Raw genomic sequence first — 22,353 nt, forward strand, 5'->3', positions numbered from 1 at the left:
AATATGGAATTTTTAAAAGAATGGTATGAAGGTGCTAGAGAAGCACAAAAAAGAGCGTATACACCTTACTCTAAATTTAATGTAGGTGCTTATTTAATAACGAAAGACGGGAAAACATACTATGGCGCAAATATTGAGAACGCAGCCTATCCATCAACTATTTGTGCAGAACGATCAGCTTTAGTGGCGGCAATGTCAGATGGTTATAGACCTGGTGATTTCAAATGTATTACAATTACAGTTGATGCTGATGAACCTTCTTCACCATGTGGAACATGTAGACAAGTACTTAAAGAACTATGTGACGATGATATGCCAGTATTTTTAACAAATCAAACAGAAGAAAGAATTGAAACGACTGTTAATGAATTATTACCACTCGGTTTCTCAGGAAAGGATTTAGGATAAATGAGCGAATTTAAATCAGGTTTTATATCTATTATAGGTAGACCTAATGTCGGCAAATCAACATTTATGAATAAAGTTATAGGTCATAAAGTTGCGATTATGTCAGATAAAGCACAAACTACTAGAAATAAAGTACAAGGTGTATTAACAACGGATGATGCACAAATGATATTTATTGATACGCCAGGTATTCATAAACCTAAACATGCTTTAGGAGATTACATGATGAAAATAGCGAAAAACACTTTAAAAGAAGTGGATTTAATCATGTTTATGGTAAATGTTGATGAAAGCATAGGTAAAGGTGATGAATATATCATTGAGTTACTTAAACAAACTAAAACACCAGTGTTTTTAGTTTTAAATAAAATTGATTTAATACACCCTGACCAATTATTAGTTGAAATTGAAAAATATCAAAAAACTATGGAATTTGCAGAAATTGTTCCAATATCAGCTTTAGAAGGCTTAAATATTGAAACGTTATTAGCTCAATTCAAAAAATATCTTGAAGAAGGTCCAATGTATTATCCAAAAGACCAAATTTCTGATCACCCTGAACAATTTGTTGTAGCAGAATTAATCAGAGAAAAAGCTTTGCATTTGACGAATCAAGAAATACCACATGCAGTAGGTGTAAATGTCGATAAAATGACAAAAGCTGAAAATGAAAAAGTTCATGTAGAAGCAACAATTTATGTAGAACGTGATTCACAAAAAGGTATTATCATCGGTAAAGGGGGAAAAATGCTTAAAGAAATAGGTAAACGGGCACGTAGAGACATTGAAATGTTGTTAGGTTCTAAAGTTTATTTAGATTTATGGGTTAAAGTACAAAAAGATTGGCGTAATAAACCTAACTTTATTAAGCAAATGGGTTATCGCGAAGACGAGTATTAATGAGAATGGAGGCGATGATAAAGTGCTTTATAAACAAGAAGGTTTTGTCATTCGCTCTGTAGATTACGGTGAAAATAATAAAATCATTACAATTTTAAATGAACATGGTCATAAAGTTCCGCTTATGGCTAGAGGTGCAAAAAAAACAAGTCATCATTTACAAGGTGCTACTCAACCCTTTGTACATGGCTTGTTTATTTTTTCTAAATTTAAAGGAATGGGCACTTTAACTTCTGCTGACATTATTAATAGTCATAGAATGATGCAAAGTGATATATTTAAAAGCGCTTATGGTGCTTATTGCATAGAAGTAATAGATAAAGCACTTGAAGCTGAAGAGCATGATGCATTTTTCTATGAATTATTGCTAGGTATTTTTCAAGCGGTAGAGAAGGGTGTCGACGCTGACACAATGAGTATGATTGTCGCTTTAAAATGTATGCCTAAATATGGTTATGAACCAAGGTTTAATGCATGTGTTGTAACAGGTGATATGGATCAACAACAACTTAATGCTTACAGCTTTATATATAATGGTCCCTTAAGTAATCAGGCATTAATTCATGATGAACATGCATTTAGGATTTCAAATAGAGCATTGTATCTTATGAATTTAATGTATCAATTACCAATACAGAATTTAAATAGTTTTAAAATCAATGATGATATAAAAAAAGAAATACAAAACCTTATCGATAATATGTACGATGAATATATAGGCGTTATTTTTAAAACCAAAAAGTTAATAAAGCAACTTGAAAATTTAAAAATATAAAAACACCCCTTAAATGAGATTTAAACGCTCATTTAAGGGGTGTATGTTTTCTAAATTAAAAATTAAAATTTAATTTTTTCCGCTAAGAAGTTTTCAACTTCATCAATTGGCATACGAATTTGTTCCATTGTATCACGGTCACGTACTGTTACTTGATTATCTTCTAATGAGTCGAAGTCGAAAGTAATACAGTAAGGTGTACCAATTTCGTCTTGTCGACGGTAACGTTTACCAATAGATTGTGATTCGTCAAAGTCGATTGCGAAGTTTGCACTTAATTTTTCATAAACTTTAATAGCGTCAGGTGATAGCTTTTTACTTAATGGTAAAATTGCTGCTTTATATGGTGCTAGAGCGGGGTGGAAATGCATTACTGTACGTTGCTCTTTTTCACCTTTGTTTTCTTCTTCATAAGCATCACATAAAAATGCTAATGTTACACGGTCTGCACCAAGTGATGGTTCAATACAATAAGGGATGTATTTTTCATTTGTTTCTTGATCGTGATAATTGAAGTCTTCACCACTGAATTCACTATGTTGTTTTAAATCATAGTCTGTTCTTGAAGCGATACCCCATAGTTCTCCCCAACCAAACGGGAATTTATATTCAATATCAGTTGTAGCATTTGAATAGTGACTTAATTCATCTTCATCATGATCACGCATTTTAGTATTTTCTTTTTTAATACCTAAATCTGTTAACCAATTTGCTGCGAAATCTTTCCAGTAATTTTGCCATTCAATTTCAGTACCTGGTTTACAGAAGAATTCTAGTTCCATTTGTTCAAATTCTCTTGTTCTGAAAATAAAGTTACCTGGTGTTATTTCATTTCTAAATGATTTACCAACTTGTCCAATACCGAATGGTAATTTTTTACGCATTGAACGCTGAACATTTTTGTAGTTAACAAAAATACCTTGTGCAGTTTCAGGACGTAAGAAAATTTCGTTTGTAGATGATTCTGTTACACCTTGGAAAGTTTTAAACATTAAATTGAATTGTCTAATGTCAGTCCAGTTAGCTGTTCCACTTTCTGGACAAGTGATACCTTTGTCTTCAATTAACTGTTTCATTTCATCAAAGCTCATGCCATCAGCAATAAAGTTCTCATCGCCTTCAACATTTTGCATGTAATCTTCAATTAGTTTATCTGCTCTATAACGAATTTTTGAATCTTTGTTATCAATCATTGGGTCGTTAAAGTTTGATAAATGTCCTGATGCTTCCCAAGCTTTTGGATTCATTAAAATTGCAGCATCTAAACCAACGTTATACGGAGATTGCTGAATAAATTTTTGCCACCAAGCTTTTTTGATATTATTCTTTAATTCTACACCTAGAGGACCGTAATCCCATGTGTTAGCTAAACCACCATAAATTTCACTTCCTGGGAATACAAAACCTCTGTGTTTCGCTAACGTAACTATCTTATCCATATCTTTTGCCATAAAAAAATTCACTCCTCATTTAATTAAAAAAGCCCCAAGACATCAAGTATCAATGCCTTGGGACGAGTATATTACCCGCGGTTCCACCCAAATTAGTGTAGCCACTCACTTTATATATATATTTGTAAGCCAAAACTTTATTGTTAAGCTTTCACCGTCCTTAACTCGCTTTTAATTTCAAAGTTAATTAAAATATAGCACGCAATCTGGTACTAATCAAGTAAAAACAAGTATTCAAATTGAGTATATTTTATCAGTCATGTTATAATCAATATAACTGAGTTGTGTTTGAAGGGGTGAGAGAAATCGAATTAAATCAAAGACAAGAGCAAATCGTTCAAATTGTGAAAAATAATGGCCCGATAACAGGAGAAAAAATTGCTCAACGATTAAGCTTAACGCGAGCAACTTTACGACCGGATCTCGCTATTTTAACAATGGCTGGATATTTAGATGCCAGACCGAGGGTAGGGTATTTTTATACAGGGAAATCTAGTACACAATTATTAAGTGATTCTATCAAAAAAATAACAATTAAAGAATCTATGGCTATACCAGTTGTTATAGAAGAAAGTGTTTCAGTATATGAAGCAATTTGTAAAATGTTTTTAGAAGATGTAGGAACATTGTTTGTTATCGATAAAGAAGGTTATTTAATAGGTGTATGTTCAAGAAAAGACCTTTTAAGAGCAGCAATTGGTGGTCAAAGCTTAAAAGAGACACCAGTAAGTATAAATATGAGCCGCATGCCAAACATTACGGTTTGTTTAGAAGAAGATTTATTAATCTATGCTGCTAAATTATTAATTGATAAGCAAATCGATGCATTACCAGTAGTGAAAAAAGTAAAAGATAATAAATTGAAGGTTAAAGGTAGAATAACAAAAACTACTATAACTAGGGCTTTTGTTTCACTTATCGAAGACGAGTAGGAGGAATATTTCAAATGGAAGAAATTAGAATAATCATTGCATCTGATTCAGTAGGAGAAACAGCTGAACTTGTAACTAAAGCATGTACTTCACAATTTAAAACAGAAGGTAATGCATTGGATATTGTTAGATTGCCTTACATCGAAAATGAAAATAATATTAATGAAGTAGTATCACTCGCTTTAGAACAAAAATCAATCGTTGTATATACATTGGTTAAACCTGATATGAGAAATTACTTAAAGGAACAACTAGAAGAACATAACATAGAAAACGTAGATATTATGGGGCCATTAATGACAATACTGAGCAATGAGTTAAATGAAAAGTCTCTTAATGAACCAGGCAATATTCATAAATTAGATGAAGATTATTTTAAGAAGATAGAAGCTATTGAATTTGCTGTTAAATATGATGACGGAAGAGACCCACGAGGATTACCTAAAGCAGATATTGTACTAATAGGCGTATCTAGAACTTCTAAAACCCCTTTATCGCAATACTTAGCTCACAAAAGATATAAAGTGATGAACGTTCCATTAGTTCCGGAAGTAGCACCTCCAGAAGGATTATTTGATATTGATCCAAAAAAATGTATAGCGCTTAAAATTAATCAAAAAAATTTAAATGCCATTAGAAGAGCGAGATTAATACAATTAGGTTTAAGTGATGATGCAAATTATGCGAAAGATGACCGTATTGAAGAAGAGTTACACTATTTTGAAGAAGTAGTTGATAAAATTGGCTGTCCTGTACTTGATGTGTCAGATAAAGCAATAGAAGAAACAGCTAATGATATTATAAAAATCATTACTCAACAAAACCGCTAAAGGGTGAAATAATGAGAATTGAACAAGAAACAATAAACGAAATTCGGGAAAAAAATGACATATTAGATGTTGTAAGTGAATATGTAAAGTTAGAAAAAAGAGGTCGTAATTATATTGGACTTTGCCCTTTCCATGATGAAAAAACACCGTCCTTTTCTGTTTCTGAAGATAAACAAATATGTCATTGTTTTGGTTGTAAAAAAGGTGGTAACGTCTTTCAATTTATTCAAGAAATTAAGGATATTCCATTTGTTGAAGCAGTAAAAGAACTTGGAAGTAGAGTAGATATTCATGTTGAAAGTAATGAACCGAGTTCTTCTGAGGCAATAGTAGACGATCATATAAAAATGATTGAAATGCACGAACTAATGGCAAATAACTTTCATTATATTTTGAAACATACTGAAGAAGGCGAAGAAGCTTTAGCATATTTAAAATCTAGAGGATTTACAGATGAATTAATTAATGATAGAAAAATTGGTTATTCACCTAACCATTCTAAATTTACTCATGATTTTCTTGAAAAAAATGGATATGATGCAGTATTAGCGTTTGAGGCAGGGTTATTAAGTAGAAATGATGAAACTTTTGATTATTTCGACAGATTTAGAGATAGAATAATATTCCCGTTATTAAACTTTCAAGGTAAAACAGTTGGTTTCTCAGGGCGTACATATACAGATCAGACACCTAAATACTTAAACAGCCCAGAAACTCCTATATTTCAAAAGAGAAAAATGCTTTATAATATCGATCGAGCAAGAAAGTTTATTAGACAAAACGATGAAGTGATATTATTAGAAGGCTTTATGGATGTTATTAAAGCAGATCAAGCGGATATAAAGCAAGTTGTAGCAACAATGGGAACAGCTTTATCAAAAGAACATATTATTATGGTCAAAAAACTGGCATCTAATGTAACTTTGCTGTATGATGGAGATTTCGCAGGGAATGAAGCGGCTTTAAATGTAGGTAAAATATTATTAAATGAAGGCATAAATGTTTATGTAGTTCATTTACCTAAAAAAATGGACCCTGATGATTATATTACAGAGTACGGAAACGAAGCGTTTAAATCGTTTGTAGATAGCCAAAAACAATCATTTGTTGGATTTAAAGCACAACAATTATATTATGCTAATGAAAACAACGATTTAAAACACGAGCAACACTTAGAAGAATTAATTAATGATATAAATCTTATTCGCTCAGACTTTTTAAGAAAAAAAGTATTGCAACAAGTTGCTGATTTGTATAAAGTAGATGTTAACAGTCTAAAAAATCAACTCTCGCCTAATATAGTTCAAAATACTATCGATTACGACCAATATGTTCCGGATTTCAAGGAAAAAAAACTAGATAAAGTCGGTAGAGCTGAACAAGCATTAATAAAACATTTTATGAATCAAAAACAGTTATTTTTAGAATATCATTCTAGGATTAATCAAGAAGATTTTACTTCATTGAATAATAGAGTGATTTTTTCACGTTTAAATGGGTATTATAAGAATAACGATGTCTTTAATATTAGTGATTTTTCGAGTTACATTGAAGATCATAATATTATGGAAACCGTTATGTACCTCGATTCATTGCTTATTAATGACGATCCAGAAAGTGAAGAAATTGAAGACTATATTAATATAATCAGTCCTGAAGAAATTAAAGAAAATACAATCGAATATTTAAATGAACAATTAAATAAAGCAATGCAATCAGGTGATATGGCGTTGCAAAGACAGTATTTGGAACAAATTGTACAATATAATCGGAATAGAATGTAAGAGTTAAATAACCGGGAGGCCTATTCATGTCTGACAAAGAATTAAATAAAATCAATAGCGCTAACAATGAAGCAGTTTTAACAATTGAACAAGTTAAGCATCAATTAATTGAACAAGGTAAAAAAGCTGGACATTTAAGTCATGAAGAAATTGCTGATAAATTGCAAAATTATGAAATGGATTCAGATCAAATGGATGATTTCTTTGATTTGATCAACGAAAATGAAATCAACCTTATTAACGAAAAAGATTCTACTGATACTGATGATAAATTAAGTTTAAATGACTTAAGTGCTCCTCCAGGTGTAAAAATAAATGACCCAGTAAGAATGTACTTAAAAGAAATAGGACGTGTAAATCTATTAACAGCACAAGAAGAAATTGAATTAGCTAAAAGAATAGAAAAAGGCGATGAAGTAGCGAAGTCTCGTTTAGCTGAAGCGAACTTAAGACTTGTAGTAAGTATAGCTAAACGTTACGTTGGTAGAGGTATGTTATTCCTAGACCTTATTCAAGAAGGTAACATGGGGCTTATTAAAGCTGTAGAAAAATTCGACTTTAACAAAGGATTCAAGTTCTCAACTTATGCTACATGGTGGATTCGTCAAGCTATCACTAGAGCTATAGCTGACCAAGCACGTACTATACGTATTCCTGTACACATGGTAGAAACGATTAATAAATTAATTCGTGTTCAAAGACAATTATTACAAGATTTAGGTAGAGATCCATCACCAGAAGAAATTGGTGAAGAAATGGATTTACCACCAGAAAAAGTACGCGAAATCTTAAAAATTGCTCAAGAACCAGTGTCACTTGAAACGCCTATTGGTGAAGAAGATGACAGTCATTTAGGTGACTTTATAGAAGATCAAGATGCACAAAGTCCTTCTGACCACGCTGCTTATGAATTATTAAAAGAGCAATTAGAGGATGTTTTAGACACATTAACGGATAGAGAAGAAAATGTATTAAGATTACGTTTTGGTCTTGATGACGGTCGTACACGTACTTTAGAAGAAGTAGGAAAAGTATTTGGTGTAACAAGAGAACGTATTAGACAAATCGAAGCAAAAGCTTTACGCAAATTAAGACACCCATCAAGAAGTAAACGCTTGAAAGATTTTATGGACTAATTTGTAAAAGTTAATATTAATCCCAAAAAGCCTTTGACAATGCGTTGTTTTAATATAAAATATAATTGTATGAAGGTTTAATAAAAGGGAGGTTGTATGAATGAATCGTAATCCTGTTTTCCCGTTTATTCTGATTTTATTACTCGGTGTGGGATTAATATTCTTCATGTCAGCACATGGTGCTAACAAGGATGAAGAAAAAGAAGGCAAAGGTGGCGGTGAAAAAACTGAGAAGTTTGACGCTGCAACATTTGCAAAAGATAATTGTACAAGTTGTCATGGACAAAATCTTGAAGGTGGAATGGGTCCTAAATTAGCTGGTAGTTCTAAAGACGCTGGTGAAATGAAAAAAATCATCCGTGATGGTAAAGGTTCAATGCCTGCGCATGACGAAGCGACTATTTCAGACAAAGATTTAGACACACTTGTCAAATATTTAAAAGAAGATGCTAAATAATAATAAAAAATCTTTTGCCTTGGCAAAAGATTTTTTTAATGAAAGGAAAATGTCATGATCCAAATAAATAAACGTTTAACAAAAGTTAGTGAGTACTTAAATCATAATAAATTAGCAGATATAGGATCAGACCATGCTTATTTGCCTATTTACGCCATTCAAAATAATTTAGTAAAAGAAGCTATCGCAGGGGAAGTTGTTAAAGGGCCATTTCTATCAGCTCAAAAAAACACCGAGTTACACGGACTTTCGAAGTCTATTGAGATAAAGTTAGGCGATGGATTAGAAGTTGTAAATGATACGGTAGATGTTATTACAATATGTGGTATGGGTGGACCTTTAATTGCTCAAATATTAGATGAAGGTAAAGAAAAATTGACACATTACCCTGATTTAATATTACAAGCTAATATACATGCGTTACCAATTAGACAAGTATTGCAAAAGTTAGGATACAACATTGAAGCAGAGCAATTGATTAAAGATAAAAAGCATATATACGAGATTATTGTTGCTAAAAAAGGGAAAATGCAATTAAGTGAGAATGAATTAAAGTTTGGTCCTAAATTGATGATAGAAAAAGATGAATTATTTTATGAAAAATGGGAAAAAGAAATTGAATCTTTAGAGAATATTAGTAATCAACTAAAAAATCATAAAGACCAAACTCGTTATAATGAAATACAGGCGCAAATAAAACAGATTAAAGAGGTGCTATGATGATTATTAAAGACTTATTACAAGTAATAGATAAGCATGTACCATTATCAAGTAGTGAATCATGGGATAATGTAGGTTTGTTGATTGGTAACCAAGAAAATGAAGTGAATGGTATACTAACAGCTCTCGATTGCACGAATGAAGTAGTAGATGAAGCAATTGAACAAAATATCAATACGATTATCGCACATCATCCTTTAATTTTTAAAGGTGTTCAAAACATTACAAATGATAGTTATGGACCGATTATAAGAAAATTAATCCAAAATGACATACAATTAATTGCTCTTCATACAAATTTAGATGTGTATGATAAAGGTGTAAGTTATATGATAGGTCAGAAAATAGGACTTACTAATATGGAAATTTTAAATAAGCAAAATGAAACATATTATAAACTGCAAATATTTATACCAGATGAAAACGTAGAAGAAATGAAAAAGGCATTTGATAATCATCAATTAGCTCAAACAGAAGAATATAGTAATGTATTTTTCCAATCACAAGGTAAAGGCCAATTCAAGCCAAGTGAAAATGCTAATCCCCATATAGGTACATCTAATAAAACAGAAATAGTTTATGAAACGAAATTAGAGTTAATGATTGATGGGAAAGATAAAGCTTTAGCAACACGATTATTATACGAATATCATCCTTATGAGGAACCTGTTTTTGATTTTATTAAAATGGAGAAAGCTTCTTCAGTAGGTTTAGGTGTTATAGGAGAATTACCACAAGAACTTTCTGTAGAGGATTTTGTTGGACATTATAAAACACAGTTAGATATACCAGCAGTTCGTTTTATAGGTGATAAAAAAGCTACTATTAAGAGAATTGCTATAGTAGGTGGAGCAGGTATTGGTTATGCTCATATCGCTAAAAATAAACAGGCTGATTTATTTATTACAGGCGATGTGAAACATCATGAAGCTTTAGATTCAATAATGGATGGTATAAACGTATTAGATGCCAATCACTATAGTGAATATGTCATGAAAGACGGATTAAAATCATTACTAGAAGATTGGACTAATGGTGAAATAAACGTTGTATCATCAAATATTAATACTGATCCTTACGAATATATGTAATAAACTATAAGTACAATTAATAGGTTTAATCAATTAGTCTGGGACATTTGTTTGTGTCGCAGACTTTTTTTATTTAATTAATCCAATAAAACTTATCTATTTAATACTTACCCTATAAAAAAGCAGTGAAAAACTCCACCGATTTGAAATCTTTCACTGCAACTTATAATATTTAATCATTATTACTTCATAATTTCTACAGGCTTTGGTTTTTTAATTTTTGGTAATATTTTTTCAACTGGCACATTACTTTTAAGTTTTTCAACGTCAATATTTGTTGGGTCATAATTTTTAATATAATCAATTACTTCTTTAACAATTGGTGTAGGAGTGGAAGCACCTGCTGTTACTGCAACGGTACTTACACCTTGCAACCACTCAATTTTTAGTTCGCTTATATCTGAAATTCTATAGGCATTTGTATGTGCAATTTCTTTAGAGACTTGTGCTAATCTATTAGAGTTGTTACTTTTTGGGTCGCCAACAACAATTAATAAATCAGCTTGGTTTGCTTGGTTAGCAACAGCTTCTTGTCTAACTTGAGTCGCTAAGCAGATTTCTTCGTGTATTTCGATATTTGGATATTGTTCTTTTAATTCGTCCATAAGGTGTTTAACATCCCACTGAGACATTGTAGTTTGATTAGTTACGATTAATTTTTTATCTTTTAAAGACTCGGGTAAAGCATTAATATCATCAATTGTTTCAACTAAATGTACAATATCTGGTGCTACTCCTACTGCACCTTCTGGTTCTGGATGGCCTTTTTTACCTATATAAACAACGTTATAGCCATTTGATTTCATATTTCTAATTAATTGGTGTGTGTTTTCTACATCAGGACAAGTGGCATCAATACATACAAGCCCTTTTTCTTTGGCGCGACGTTTAACTTCTGGAGAAACGCCGTGCGCAGTAAATATAACAGTTCCATCGTTGATTTGTTCTAAAATTTCTAGTCTGTTTGGGCCATCTAAAGTAATAATACCATCAGATTCAAAAGCTTCAGTCACATGTTTATTATGAACAATCATACCTAAAATATATATCGGACGCGGTAACGTTTTATCTAATGAAGCATTTCGTGCAATAACCATGGCATCTACAACACCATAACAATATCCTCTAGGCGTTATTTTAACGATTTCCATACAAAGCCCCCCTTATTCTTAATCATTATAACAAGTGTCAAGAATGATTGAAACTAATTAAAGTATCAAAATAACCTTAAACTCTATCATATTACTTTCATTTACTATATAATATATGAAGTGAAAAAGAAACGAGGAGGGTCGCTTATGTCTAAGCATCCGTTTGAACATTTTCAATTAGAAAATGAATTAGTTGAGGCAGTTAAAGATTTGAAATTTAACCAGCCGACAGAAGTACAACGACGTGTAATACCAAAAATTAAAAAGGGTTCAAATATAATAGGACAATCACAAACTGGTACAGGTAAATCTCATGCATTTTTATTACCACTATTTGATAAAATAGATGTAGATTTAAAAGAGCCACAAGTTATTATATTAGCTCCAACAAGAGAGTTAGCTAAACAATTGTATGACGCTGCATCTCATTTAGCGGAATATAAAAAAGGTATAAAAGTCAATTTATATATTGGTGGTACAGATAAATCAAGAGATATAGATAAGTCTAAGAACACGCCACAAGTTGTGGTAGGAACTCCAAATAGAATTGATGATATGGCTGTAGAAAAAGCATTAGATTTACATTTAGCAAAATCAGTAGTAATTGACGAAGCGGATTTAATGATTGATTTAGGATTTATGCCTAAAGTAGACAGCATTGCTAGCAGACTTGATAAATCTGCTCAAATTTCTGTGTTTAGTGCAACTATACCTAAAGCATTACATCCATTTTTAAATAAATATTTAGATAAACCTGAATTTGTTGAAATAGAAACAGAATCATCTAATAAAGATAATATAGATTTTTATTTAATACCTACTAAAGGTGAAGAGAAACAAGCGAAAATGTTAAAAGTAATGGACGTTATTAATCCATACTTAGCAATTATTTTTGCTAATAGTCGTGATAGAGCAAATGAGTTAGTGGCTTATTTATCTGAACATGGTTATAAAGTTGGTGTTATTCATGGTGGATTATCACCAAGAGAACGTACACAACAAATGAAACGTGTTAAGCAGTTAGACTTCGAATTTGTTGTTGCGAGTGACTTAGCTTCAAGAGGTATCGATATTGAAGGTGTAAGCCATGTTATTAACTATGACTTGCCAAAAGAAATTGACTTCTTTACACATAGAGTTGGTCGTACAGGTCGTGGAGACTATAAAGGTATTGCTATTACTTTATATACGCCTGATGAAGATGATTTAATTACGCAAATCGAAAAGAAAAACTATAAATTTAATCACGTTGATATAAAAAATGGTGAATTTGTCGAGATTAAAGATCGTCAAAAACGTACAAGACGTGTTAAAAAAGAAGATAATATAGAACAAAGTTTAAAACAAAGAATTAAACGTAACAACAAAAATAAAGTAAAACCAGGATATAAAAAGAAATTCAAGAAAGAATTAGATGAGCTGAAATTCAAAGAGAAAAAAGCACATTCTAAACGTACAAAAAAGCAAAGTAGAAAAGGATAGGTGTCAGATATGTTAATTGGATCTCACGTTTCTATGAGTGGTAAGAAGATGTTACTTCAAGCAGCAGAGGAAGCTGCTAGTTATAATGCTTCAACATTTATGATTTATACTGGAGCGCCTCAAAACACACGACGCAAAAAAATAGAAGATTTAAATATTGAAAATGGTCAAGCAGCTATGAAAGAGTATGGCCTTTCAAATATTGTTGTTCATGCACCTTACATTATTAATATTGCGAATACAACGAAACCTGAAGTGTTTAATTTAGGCGTAGAATTTTTACAATCTGAAATTGAACGTACTGAAGCACTTGGGGCGAAAGATATTGTTTTACATCCAGGCGCTCACGTTGGGGCTGGAGAAGAAAAAGGTATTAAAAAAATTATTGAAGGTTTAAATGAAGTTTTAACTAACGATAATGATGTTCGTATTGCTTTAGAAACAATGGCAGGTAAAGGTTCAGAATGTGGTAAAACTTTCGAAGAACTTGCTCAAATCATTGATGGTGTAGAACATAACGAAAGGTTATCAGTATGTTTTGATACATGTCATACAAATGATGCTGGATATAATGTTAAAGAAGACTTTGACGGTGTATTAAATGAGTTCGATAAAATTGTAGGGCTTGATAGAATTAAAGTGCTACATGTTAACGATAGTAAAAACCCACAAGGTGCGAGAAAAGATAGACACGAAAATATAGGTTTTGGTTCAATTGGCTATGATGCATTACATTATATTGTAAACCATGAAGCTTTCAATGACGTGCCAAAAATATTAGAAACACCATATGTCGGTGATGATAAGAAAAATAAAAAACCACCATATAAATTTGAGATTGAAATGATAAAGAATGGTACATTTGATCCAGATTTAAAAGATAAAATATTTAATCAATAATAAAAAAAGAATGCTAATCATATAGCATTCTTTTTTTATTCGTAAACATTACTATTTACATTTATAAATAATCGTTGTATAGTAATCTATTGACGAGGTGAATAATGTGGAAAATGAAACACCAATTTTCGAATTAAAAAACATAAGTTATAGTTATCCTAGTAAATTAGCATTAAGAGATATTAATATCCAAATATACAGAGGAGACTTTTTAGCTATTGTAGGTCCGAACGGATCAGGTAAGTCTACGTTATTAAAATTAATTTTAGGATTATTACCTTTACAAAAGGGTGATATATATATAAGTGGTAAAAAAATAAACCAATATAAATCATGGGAAAAAATAAGCTATGTATCTCAAAAATCTAACGCATTTAGTTCAGGATTTCCTGCAACTGTAAAAGAAGTTGTTATGAGTGGATTAACTAAAAATAAAGGTTTGTTTAAATGGTTTAATAAAGATGATGTAGCAAAAGTCGATGAAATATTAGAACGTTTAAATATAAGTAATTTAAAAAATGAAAATATAGCCCAATTATCAGGAGGGCAACAACAAAGAACTTTTATCGCACGTGCTTTAATATCTAAACCAAGCATTTTAATATTAGATGAACCAACTGTTGGTATAGATGCACGACACGTATCAGAATTCTATCAGTTATTAACACAACTGAAAGAAGAGGGAATCACAATTATTTTAGTAACACACGACATTGGTGTAGTTGCAGACACGGCAAGTAAAGTAGCATGCCTAAACCAACACTTACATTTCCATGGAACAAGCGAATCATTCAAATCATTAGATGAAGTAGCTATTTCTAAAATATATGGACATCCAGTCCAGTTCGTAGACCATCAGCACGATAGAAGTTGTTGTGTTGAAGAAGAAGCCATAAGCGAATAGACAAAAAATATTGCGCATTACAAAATGTAATGTTACTATATAAATCTAAAAACACTCAGTAGCTTTGGGTGGTGTACTAAGTGTAAAATGTTAGGCCATAGATAATAATAGGTCTACTTTACCATAGCTTATTGAAGTTTAGTCGTTTGTGGTGCTACACAAGCGGCTATTTTTTATTACTATTTTAAAATAATACATTGAGGTTAAAACTTTATTTTATAAAACAATTAAGGTTGATTTAGTAATGAATACGATTTACACTACTAATAGTACTTTAAATGACTATAAAAATTATTAATAAAAAAGTAAGAATTGTGTAACTTAAATGAAAATGTTAGTTAATAGGATAAATATGATTTTAAGTGATTAGCTTCTTGCTACATAAACTAAAGTATAATAAACAAAACAAAAATGGTTAGGAGTTATGATATATGGAAGGTACACCCAATGATTCTAATGCGTATTGGGTTACGTATGAACAGCATACACAATCATATGAGCTCGAAAGGTCGTGCTGTGTATGATCGATGCTTTTATGAATTTTGATTTTATAAGATATTCGTTTATTAGTGGTATTCTTGTTGGGCTAATTGCGCCTTTAATTGGTGCTTTTATCGTTGTAAGAAGATTATCTCTTATCGCGGATGCATTGAGCCATGTGACGCTTGGTGGTATCTCTATGGGACTGTTCTTTATGAGCATTAGTCCAGTATTTGCTGCTGTAAATCCTATATGGTTCGGTATTATCTTTTCGATAGCAGGTGCTTTATTAATTGAAGAGTTAAGAACTGAATACAAACATTATCAAGAAATCGCGATACCAATTATTATGAGTGCTGGTATTGGAATAAGTGTTATATTTATTTCTTTAGCTAGTGGCTTTAATCAAGATTTATTTGGTTATTTATTTGGATCAATTAGTGCTGTAAATTTAAGTGACTTATTTACGATATTGGCTATAACAATCATCGTATTAATATTTGTTATGTTGCTGTATAAATCGCTTTTCGTTTTATCATTTGATGAAGAATATTCTCGAGTAATAGGGATGCCTAAGTGGATTCAATTATTATTCATTGTCATTGTAGCGCTAGTTATTTCCGCTTCAATGAGAGTTGTAGGAATATTATTAGTCAGTAGTTTAATGACTTTACCAGTTGCTACGAGTATGAGACTAGCAAAAGGCTTTAAACAACTAATAGGATTAAGTATCTTATTTGGTGAATTATCTGTAATACTGGGATTAATACTTTCATTCTATTTGAATATTTCTCCGGGTGGTATTATAGTAGGTTTATTGATAATAGAGTTATTAGGAAGTATTACTTATAGTAAAGTATTGATAAAAAAAGGAGGCTATCATCTTGAAAGTAGAAGAGGCCATTCAAATCTTGAAGAGTGAAGGACATAAATATACAAATAAACGTCGCGATATTATTTCATTATTTGTTAATGAAGATAAATATATAACGGCTAAATATATTCAAGAAGCTTTGAAAGATGATTACAAAGGTTTATCGTTTGATACTATCTATAGAAACTTATATTTATTTAAATCTCTAAATATTATAGAAAGTACGGAAATAGATGGAGAAATGAAGTTTAGAATTTCATGTCAGGATCATCACCATCATCACTTTATTTGTGAATCATGCGGAAACACAAAAGTTATTGATTTTTGTCCAATGGATGTAATCAAACAACAGTTAGGAAATGTTGAAATTACTTCACATAAATTAGAAGTATACGGTAAATGCGAAAATTGTAAAACGGGATAAATTAAAAAGACTTCTTCATTAGTTGTTAAATCTAGTGAAGAAGTCCTTTTTTATATTTTACTTAAAATGCTTGATACGTCATGCCAATTATTAATTCTATATATGCCTTTATTAAGTGATTTTTGATTATAAGGCGTATCGAATAAAAAGACCGGGATATTAAGCTTTTCGTTAATATCTAAAGCATTATCTAATTTATCTTCAAAGAATACATCAATACGTTGTTCTTTAGTAACCTTTAATTTATCGTGGCTCCCTGTTAATATGATTTGATCAAAAGGAATATTGTGTGTATCAAACCAAGTCTTAGTTATATCTTCTAAATAGTGGTGTCTGGCACTGATGTAATATAATTCATATTCGTGTTTTAGCTGGTTTAATATATCTTTAGCGCCTTCAGCAACTGGGGAATTTTGATATATATAAGATTCATTATTTTTGAACCAGTTTAACATTTCTTCTTCCTCACACTTTAATACATTAGCTAAATTGTATTCAGTTATATCTTCATAACGTAATTTCTCATTAAAATCTTTTTGTAAATAAGGAACGAAAGTTTTGGGACATGTAACTGTACCATCAATATCTATTCCTAATCTTGGTTTCCGAGTCATTTAAATCACCTTTTTATAAATTTAATAAAAACACAATAAATAAAATTTATTGTGCCTTAATTTGTTTTTCCTGTTTTGTTGAACTTTATGCTTTTTCCATTTCTATTGCCAGTTTATCGATTTCTTTTTTTAATTCTTCCACCATTGTTTCTTCTGGCACTTTTCGAACTGTTTTACCTTTCATGAATAAAAGTCCTTCTCCACGTGCTCCAGCTATACCTATATCAGCTTCACGAGCTTCGCCAGGACCATTTACTGCACAACCCAATACCGCTACTTTTAAAGGTACTTGAAGGTTAGAAATGTATTCTTCAACTTCGTTGGCAATGGATATTAAATCAATTTCAATACGTCCACAAGTAGGGCATGCAATTAAAGTAGCCGCATTACTAGCTAAGCCGAAAGCTTTAAGTAAAGATTTAGCTACTTTAACTTCTTCAACTGGATCAGCAGATAATGAAATTCGACAAGTATTTCCAATGCCTAGACTTAAAATAGCCCCTAAACCTGCTGATGATTTAACAGTACCATTAAATAACGTACCACTTTCTGTAATACCTAAATGTAACGGGTAATCAAAAGCTTGTGCTGCTTTAGTATAAGCTTCTATAGCTAAGTTAACATCACTAGCTTTCATAGATACGATAATATCATGGAAATCTAAATCTTCTAGTATTTTAATATGGTGTAATGCACTTTCTACCATACCATCTGCAGTAGGGTAACCATATTTTTTTATAATATGTTTTTCTAAAGAGCCAGCATTAACGCCAATTCTTATTGGAATATTCTTTTCTTTACATGCTTTTACAACGGCTTCTACCTTTTCTCTTCTACCTATATTACCAGGATTGATACGAATCTTATCAGCACCGTTTTCAATTGCAATTAATGCTAATTTATAATTGAAATGTATATCCACGACAAGTGGAATGTTAATTTGTGACTTTATGTCTTTAATAGCATAAGCATCTTCTTCGTTAGGACAAGCTACACGGACTATTTGACAACCTGCTTCTTCTAAACGTTTGATTTCTGCTACTGTTGCTTCAACATCATGTGTTTTAGTAGTCGTCATACTTTGAATAACGACTTCATCAGAACCGCCTATTGTTAAATTGCCCACTTTAACTGGCTTTGTTTTAGTACGATGAGTGATTTGTGACATGATAAGACCCCTTTATTTAATTTATTATTGTTTAAGACTAGCACGTTTCTTTCCGTTTGGTAAATAATACGCCGTAACAATAATGCCCACAATTATTATACACCATGATACAAACATTAATAAAGCGTTCCCAATAAGAATACCTAATAATAAGACTAAAGTAGGAATAGATATAATAAATGTTATCATTTTAAACCAAGTCATATATCTAGATTTTTTATTTAACAGGATACTAATTAAGTGACCTATAAAAGCAACTATAGCAATTTTAAATGAAATACTCATAAATTGTATAAACAATAATAGTAAGATAATGATAGAGAAATAAAAATATTTGGAAGCATTAATAGTATCGATAAAACTAGATAAATCCTTTTCATCATGAATTACACTTGATAAAGAACCATAACTTATTTTAGTATGATCATTATAATTTGAAATTTCTATGTCCTGTGGTTTAAAGACGACTAGATGTTCGGGTTTCATTTTAAATTGTTGTGATTTAGTAAATACAATAGAATGTTTATCATTTAGTTTAATGATTTTTTCTTCAGACAGTTTCATTTCATTATTATGTATTTTAAACTTAGGAATTTCATCAACTTCTTCGTGAGCTAATGTAGATATATTTTGAGTGATTTGAAAATACTGAATAGTATTCGGTATAATTAGAATTATACTCAGTAGTAATATATGTAGAAAAACATATCTCAATTTAGTAGTTCTATACATGGGATATTTTTTTGGATGCTTAATCAATCTCTTTAATTCATTAACATATTGCATGCGTTCACCTCATTCTTAATTAATAATAATGATAAATCGATTTAAGTGCAACATGATTAAATACTAAACTAAATATTTTGAATATTAATAAACAAAAGATTTGTTTAAATAGAATAAACTTGATAAGATAAGTATGTAAAACAAATGAGGAGGATGATTATTTATGGCTTTTGAATTACCAAAATTACCATATGCGTATGATGCATTAGAACCACACATCGATAAAGAGACAATGGAGATTCATCATACGAAACACCATAACACTTATGTAACAAAACTAAATGATGCAGTTAAAGGTACTGACTTAGAAAGTAAATCTATTGAAGATATTATTAAAAACTTAAATTCTGTACCAGATGATATCCGTACTGCAGTTCAAAACAATGGTGGCGGACATTACAATCACTCATTATTCTGGGAGATGTTAACTCCAAATGCTTCTGAACCATCAGGCGAAGTAGTAGATGCAATCAGTTCTACTTTCGGTTCATTAGACAAATTTAAAGAAGAGTTTGCAGCAGCAGCAGCTGGACGCTTCGGTTCAGGTTGGGCATGGTTAGTTGTAGATAACGGTGAATTATCAATCGTTTCAACTCCAAACCAAGATAACCCATTATCTGAAGGTAAAATTCCTGTATTAGGATTAGATGTTTGGGAACACGCTTACTACTTGAAATACCAAAACAAACGTCCAGATTATATCAGTGCATTCTGGAATGTTGTAAATTGGGATAAAGTAAACGAATTATACCAAGCAGCAAAATAATTTATTAATAGAGTCCGGGGCATAATTAATTGTCCCGGACTTGTTTTTTATTGGCAGTAGTTGATTGGATTGAAATTCTCTTATATCAAGGTTTATTCATTCCTAATCATCCAAGCTGGGGTGAGATAACGAAATCTTTTTAGAAAAAAGAGATTTTCCTCTCGCTCTCTTTTTTTATAAAATTTCAACTATATCAATGGCATTGTTAGCTATAATCATATATTATGAAAGTATTATATTAGAGTTGAAAAGGTAGGTTTAGTTCTTGAAACGATTAAAAAAGAAATCTAAAGAAGAAGAATTTCGACTTTTAATGAATAAACGCGTAAGTATCATCTTAGGGATAGTTGTCATTTTATTCTCAGTCTTAATTATGCGATTAGGGTATTTACAAATTGTAAAAGGTGCTGAGTATAAGAGAACAATTGATAGTACAGAATCAATAACTGTGAACGAATCGGTCCCTAGAGGTCGAATTTACGATAGAAATGGAAAAGTACTAGTCGATAATGAATCTAAGAAAGCAATTACATATACAAGAGATAGAAGAACGAGTCAGGATGATATTTTAGATATTGCAGAAAAATTATCTCATTTAATAAAAATGGATACTTCTCGTATCACAGATCGAGATAAACAAGATTACTGGATTATCAAAAATCAAGATAAAGTGCAAAAGCTTATGAAAGATGAACAAGCACTTTTCTCTGACGGTAACATAAGTCAAGATGATTATGATGAAGCTTTATACAATAAAGTGACGAAGAAATATACAGATGAATTATCTAAAGACGATTTACAAGTTTTAGCTATTTTTAGAGAAATGAATTCAGGTTCTCAGTTAAGCCCGGTAGTCATAAAAAATGAAGATGTAGGCAATGAAGAATACGCAGCTGTATCTCAACATTTATCTGAATTACCAGGTGTTAATACGACAATGGACTGGGAAAGAAGATATCCATATGAAGAAACACTAAGAACATTATTTGGTGATGTTTCTAGCAAAGAGGAAGGTTTACCGAAAGAATTAGTAAACGACTATTTATCAAAAGGATATTCAAGAAACGATAGAGTAGGTAAATCATATTTAGAATACCAATATGAAGATATTCTAAAAGGTTCTAAGAAAAAAATGAAATACGTTACTGATAAATCCGGAAAAATAACAAGTTCTGAAGTTATATCTGAAGGGTCTAGAGGTAATGATCTTGTCTTAACAATCGATATAGATTTACAGAAAAAAGTTGAAGAATATGTTGATAAACATATAGAATCATTACGAAATAAAGGTGCCAAAGATATGGATCGCGTGATGGTTGTTGTACAAGACCCAAGAAATGGTGATGTACTTGCAATGGCAGGTCGAGATATTGATGAAAATGGCAAAATTACTGACAATCATATCGGAAATATTACAAGTCAATATACAGTTGGTTCATCTGTAAAAGGCGCTACTTTATTAGCGGGTTATCAAAACGATGCATTAAAAGTTGGAGATTCAATGGTCGATGAACCATTAAAATTTAGTGGTGGTTTAACAAAACGTTCTTACTTTAACCAAGATGGTACGAAGAGAATAACAGATGCTGAAGCACTTATGCATTCATCTAACGTGTTTATGTATAAAACAGCATTATTATTAGCGGGAACACCATATAATAGTGGTATGTCATTACCATCTGATGTGGAAGAAGCCGGTATTAAATTAAGAAAAGGGTTAAACCAAGTAGGGTTAGGTGTTAAAACAGGTATAGATTTACCAAATGAAACAGCAGGTCAAATCGAACCTATTAAAGATAATCCAGGTAATTATATTGATTTAGCAATTGGACAATTTGATACTTATACACCAATACAATTATCACAATATGTTTCTACAATAGCTAACGATGGTTACCGCTTAAAACCACACTTAGCAAAAGAAATTAGAAATTCTACTAATGAAGATTCACTTGGACCTATTAAGAAATCATTTAAAGGTGAAGTGATGAACAAAGTAAACAATAATGATAAAGAAATAAAACAAGTCCAAAAAGGTTTCGATATGGCATTTAATAAAGAAGAAGGAACAGGGTATTCTAGTTTCCATGATACTGTAGTTAGATCAGCAGGTAAGACTGGAACAGCAGAAGTATTTAAAGATGGTAAACCACAGGTTAACTCAACATATGTAGGATATGCACCAGCTAAAGACCCTGAGTTATCATTCTCAATCACATATACAAACCAACCAGTACCAGAACCATGGTTACCAGGTGGGGACTTAGGTAGAGATATCATAAATTATTACTTTAAAGATAAAAAGTAATTCATAAAGAGG

General features: G+C 31.2%; 22 protein-coding genes. 17 read left to right on the top strand and 5 right to left on the bottom strand.

All coding sequences use genetic code 11. From position 1 onward, the window contains the following. Positions 1 to 3: 3 nt before the first annotated feature. The 3 genes from cdd to recO are packed head-to-tail and all read left to right on the top strand — an operon-like array spanning position 4 to position 2,083. Positions 4 to 408 (top strand): cytidine deaminase, encoded by a 405-nt coding sequence (cdd, locus tag LQ688_RS01620; RefSeq protein ID WP_064204523.1) that lies wholly within the window; start codon positions 4 to 6, stop codon positions 406 to 408. Beyond that, positions 409 to 1,308, top strand: coding sequence for a GTPase Era (era, locus tag LQ688_RS01625; RefSeq protein ID WP_016998572.1), 900 nt, complete (start codon positions 409 to 411; stop codon positions 1,306 to 1,308). It abuts the gene before it with no gap. 22 nt (positions 1,309 to 1,330) lie between these two features. After that, positions 1,331 to 2,083: a DNA repair protein RecO gene (gene recO, locus LQ688_RS01630; RefSeq protein WP_239752564.1), complete on the top strand. Its 753-nt coding sequence runs from the start codon at positions 1,331 to 1,333 to the stop codon at positions 2,081 to 2,083. A gap of 62 nt (positions 2,084 to 2,145) precedes the next feature. Here the strand turns inward: recO and LQ688_RS01635 are convergent, their stop codons facing one another. After that, on the bottom strand, positions 2,146 to 3,534 hold the full coding sequence (locus LQ688_RS01635; protein WP_239752565.1) for a glycine--tRNA ligase: 1,389 nt from the start codon (positions 3,532 to 3,534) through the stop codon (positions 2,146 to 2,148). A gap of 296 nt (positions 3,535 to 3,830) precedes the next feature. On the opposite strand from LQ688_RS01635, the gene ccpN reads away from it, so the two are divergent. The 7 genes from ccpN to LQ688_RS01670 all read left to right on the top strand — a co-directional run bounded on the left by ccpN (position 3,831) and on the right by LQ688_RS01670 (position 10,484). Continuing rightward, on the top strand, positions 3,831 to 4,466 hold the full coding sequence (gene ccpN / locus LQ688_RS01640; RefSeq protein WP_016998575.1) for a transcriptional regulator CcpN: 636 nt from the start codon (positions 3,831 to 3,833) through the stop codon (positions 4,464 to 4,466). Positions 4,467 to 4,480: 14 nt separating this feature from the next. Continuing rightward, complete coding sequence (locus tag LQ688_RS01645) at positions 4,481 to 5,296, top strand: pyruvate, water dikinase regulatory protein (RefSeq protein ID WP_016998576.1); 816 nt, start codon at positions 4,481 to 4,483, stop codon at positions 5,294 to 5,296. Positions 5,297 to 5,307: 11 nt separating this feature from the next. Then, a complete protein-coding gene (dnaG, locus tag LQ688_RS01650) occupies positions 5,308 to 7,080 on the top strand; it encodes a DNA primase (RefSeq protein ID WP_016998577.1) in 1,773 nt (590 codons plus the stop codon). Between the two features lie 26 nt (positions 7,081 to 7,106). Then, positions 7,107 to 8,216 carry an RNA polymerase sigma factor RpoD gene (gene rpoD / locus LQ688_RS01655; RefSeq protein WP_016998578.1) on the top strand — a complete coding sequence of 370 codons (1,110 nt, stop codon included), beginning with the start codon at positions 7,107 to 7,109 and terminating at the stop codon, positions 8,214 to 8,216. A gap of 100 nt (positions 8,217 to 8,316) precedes the next feature. Continuing rightward, positions 8,317 to 8,673 carry a c-type cytochrome gene (locus tag LQ688_RS01660; RefSeq protein WP_064204527.1) on the top strand — a complete coding sequence of 119 codons (357 nt, stop codon included), beginning with the start codon at positions 8,317 to 8,319 and terminating at the stop codon, positions 8,671 to 8,673. Positions 8,674 to 8,727: 54 nt separating this feature from the next. After that, positions 8,728 to 9,393 (top strand): tRNA (adenine(22)-N(1))-methyltransferase, encoded by a 666-nt coding sequence (locus tag LQ688_RS01665; protein WP_135020618.1) that lies wholly within the window; start codon positions 8,728 to 8,730, stop codon positions 9,391 to 9,393. Then, the gene (locus LQ688_RS01670) at positions 9,393 to 10,484 is read left to right on the top strand and encodes a Nif3-like dinuclear metal center hexameric protein (RefSeq protein ID WP_239752566.1); all 1,092 of its coding nucleotides are present in this window, start codon (positions 9,393 to 9,395) and stop codon (positions 10,482 to 10,484) included. Before LQ688_RS01665 ends, LQ688_RS01670 begins: the two co-directional genes overlap by 1 nt. 182 nt (positions 10,485 to 10,666) lie before the next feature. On the opposite strand, the gene LQ688_RS01675 is transcribed toward LQ688_RS01670, so the two are convergent. Continuing rightward, on the bottom strand, positions 10,667 to 11,635 hold the full coding sequence (locus tag LQ688_RS01675; protein WP_016998582.1) for a 4-hydroxy-3-methylbut-2-enyl diphosphate reductase: 969 nt from the start codon (positions 11,633 to 11,635) through the stop codon (positions 10,667 to 10,669). 147 nt (positions 11,636 to 11,782) lie between these two features. On the opposite strand from LQ688_RS01675, the gene LQ688_RS01680 reads away from it, so the two are divergent. The 5 genes from LQ688_RS01680 to LQ688_RS01700 all read left to right on the top strand — a co-directional run bounded on the left by LQ688_RS01680 (position 11,783) and on the right by LQ688_RS01700 (position 16,699). Beyond that, on the top strand, positions 11,783 to 13,117 hold the full coding sequence (locus LQ688_RS01680) for a DEAD/DEAH box helicase (protein WP_016998583.1): 1,335 nt from the start codon (positions 11,783 to 11,785) through the stop codon (positions 13,115 to 13,117). 9 nt (positions 13,118 to 13,126) lie between these two features. Next, positions 13,127 to 14,017 carry a deoxyribonuclease IV gene (locus LQ688_RS01685; RefSeq protein WP_016998584.1) on the top strand — a complete coding sequence of 297 codons (891 nt, stop codon included), beginning with the start codon at positions 13,127 to 13,129 and terminating at the stop codon, positions 14,015 to 14,017. Positions 14,018 to 14,123: 106 nt separating this feature from the next. Beyond that, on the top strand, positions 14,124 to 14,921 hold the full coding sequence (locus LQ688_RS01690) for a metal ABC transporter ATP-binding protein (protein ID WP_064204529.1): 798 nt from the start codon (positions 14,124 to 14,126) through the stop codon (positions 14,919 to 14,921). 520 nt (positions 14,922 to 15,441) lie between these two features. Next, positions 15,442 to 16,323 carry a metal ABC transporter permease gene (locus tag LQ688_RS01695; protein ID WP_016998587.1) on the top strand — a complete coding sequence of 294 codons (882 nt, stop codon included), beginning with the start codon at positions 15,442 to 15,444 and terminating at the stop codon, positions 16,321 to 16,323. Beyond that, complete coding sequence (locus LQ688_RS01700; protein ID WP_016998588.1) at positions 16,286 to 16,699, top strand: Fur family transcriptional regulator; 414 nt, start codon at positions 16,286 to 16,288, stop codon at positions 16,697 to 16,699. Before LQ688_RS01695 ends, LQ688_RS01700 begins: the two co-directional genes overlap by 38 nt. A 50-nt stretch (positions 16,700 to 16,749) precedes the next feature. On the opposite strand, the gene LQ688_RS01705 is transcribed toward LQ688_RS01700, so the two are convergent. The 3 genes from LQ688_RS01705 to LQ688_RS01715 form a co-directional block, all read right to left on the bottom strand. After that, on the bottom strand, positions 16,750 to 17,313 hold the full coding sequence (locus tag LQ688_RS01705) for a 5' nucleotidase, NT5C type (protein ID WP_064204530.1): 564 nt from the start codon (positions 17,311 to 17,313) through the stop codon (positions 16,750 to 16,752). Positions 17,314 to 17,398: 85 nt separating this feature from the next. Then, positions 17,399 to 18,472: a flavodoxin-dependent (E)-4-hydroxy-3-methylbut-2-enyl-diphosphate synthase gene (gene ispG / locus LQ688_RS01710; protein ID WP_174700891.1), complete on the bottom strand. Its 1,074-nt coding sequence runs from the start codon at positions 18,470 to 18,472 to the stop codon at positions 17,399 to 17,401. Between the two features lie 33 nt (positions 18,473 to 18,505). Beyond that, a complete protein-coding gene (locus LQ688_RS01715) occupies positions 18,506 to 19,267 on the bottom strand; it encodes a DUF1189 family protein (RefSeq protein ID WP_239752567.1) in 762 nt (253 codons plus the stop codon). Positions 19,268 to 19,430: 163 nt separating this feature from the next. On the opposite strand from LQ688_RS01715, the gene LQ688_RS01720 reads away from it, so the two are divergent. Then, a complete protein-coding gene (locus LQ688_RS01720) occupies positions 19,431 to 20,033 on the top strand; it encodes a superoxide dismutase (protein WP_016998592.1) in 603 nt (200 codons plus the stop codon). Positions 20,034 to 20,346: 313 nt separating this feature from the next. Then, the gene (locus LQ688_RS01725) at positions 20,347 to 22,341 is read left to right on the top strand and encodes a peptidoglycan D,D-transpeptidase FtsI family protein (RefSeq protein ID WP_064211060.1); all 1,995 of its coding nucleotides are present in this window, start codon (positions 20,347 to 20,349) and stop codon (positions 22,339 to 22,341) included. Positions 22,342 to 22,353 lie beyond the last annotated feature (12 nt).

Origin of the sequence: Mammaliicoccus sp. J-M40 (genome assembly GCF_022386395.1) — a bacterium.
Taxonomy (GTDB): domain Bacteria; phylum Bacillota; class Bacilli; order Staphylococcales; family Staphylococcaceae; genus Mammaliicoccus; species Mammaliicoccus lentus.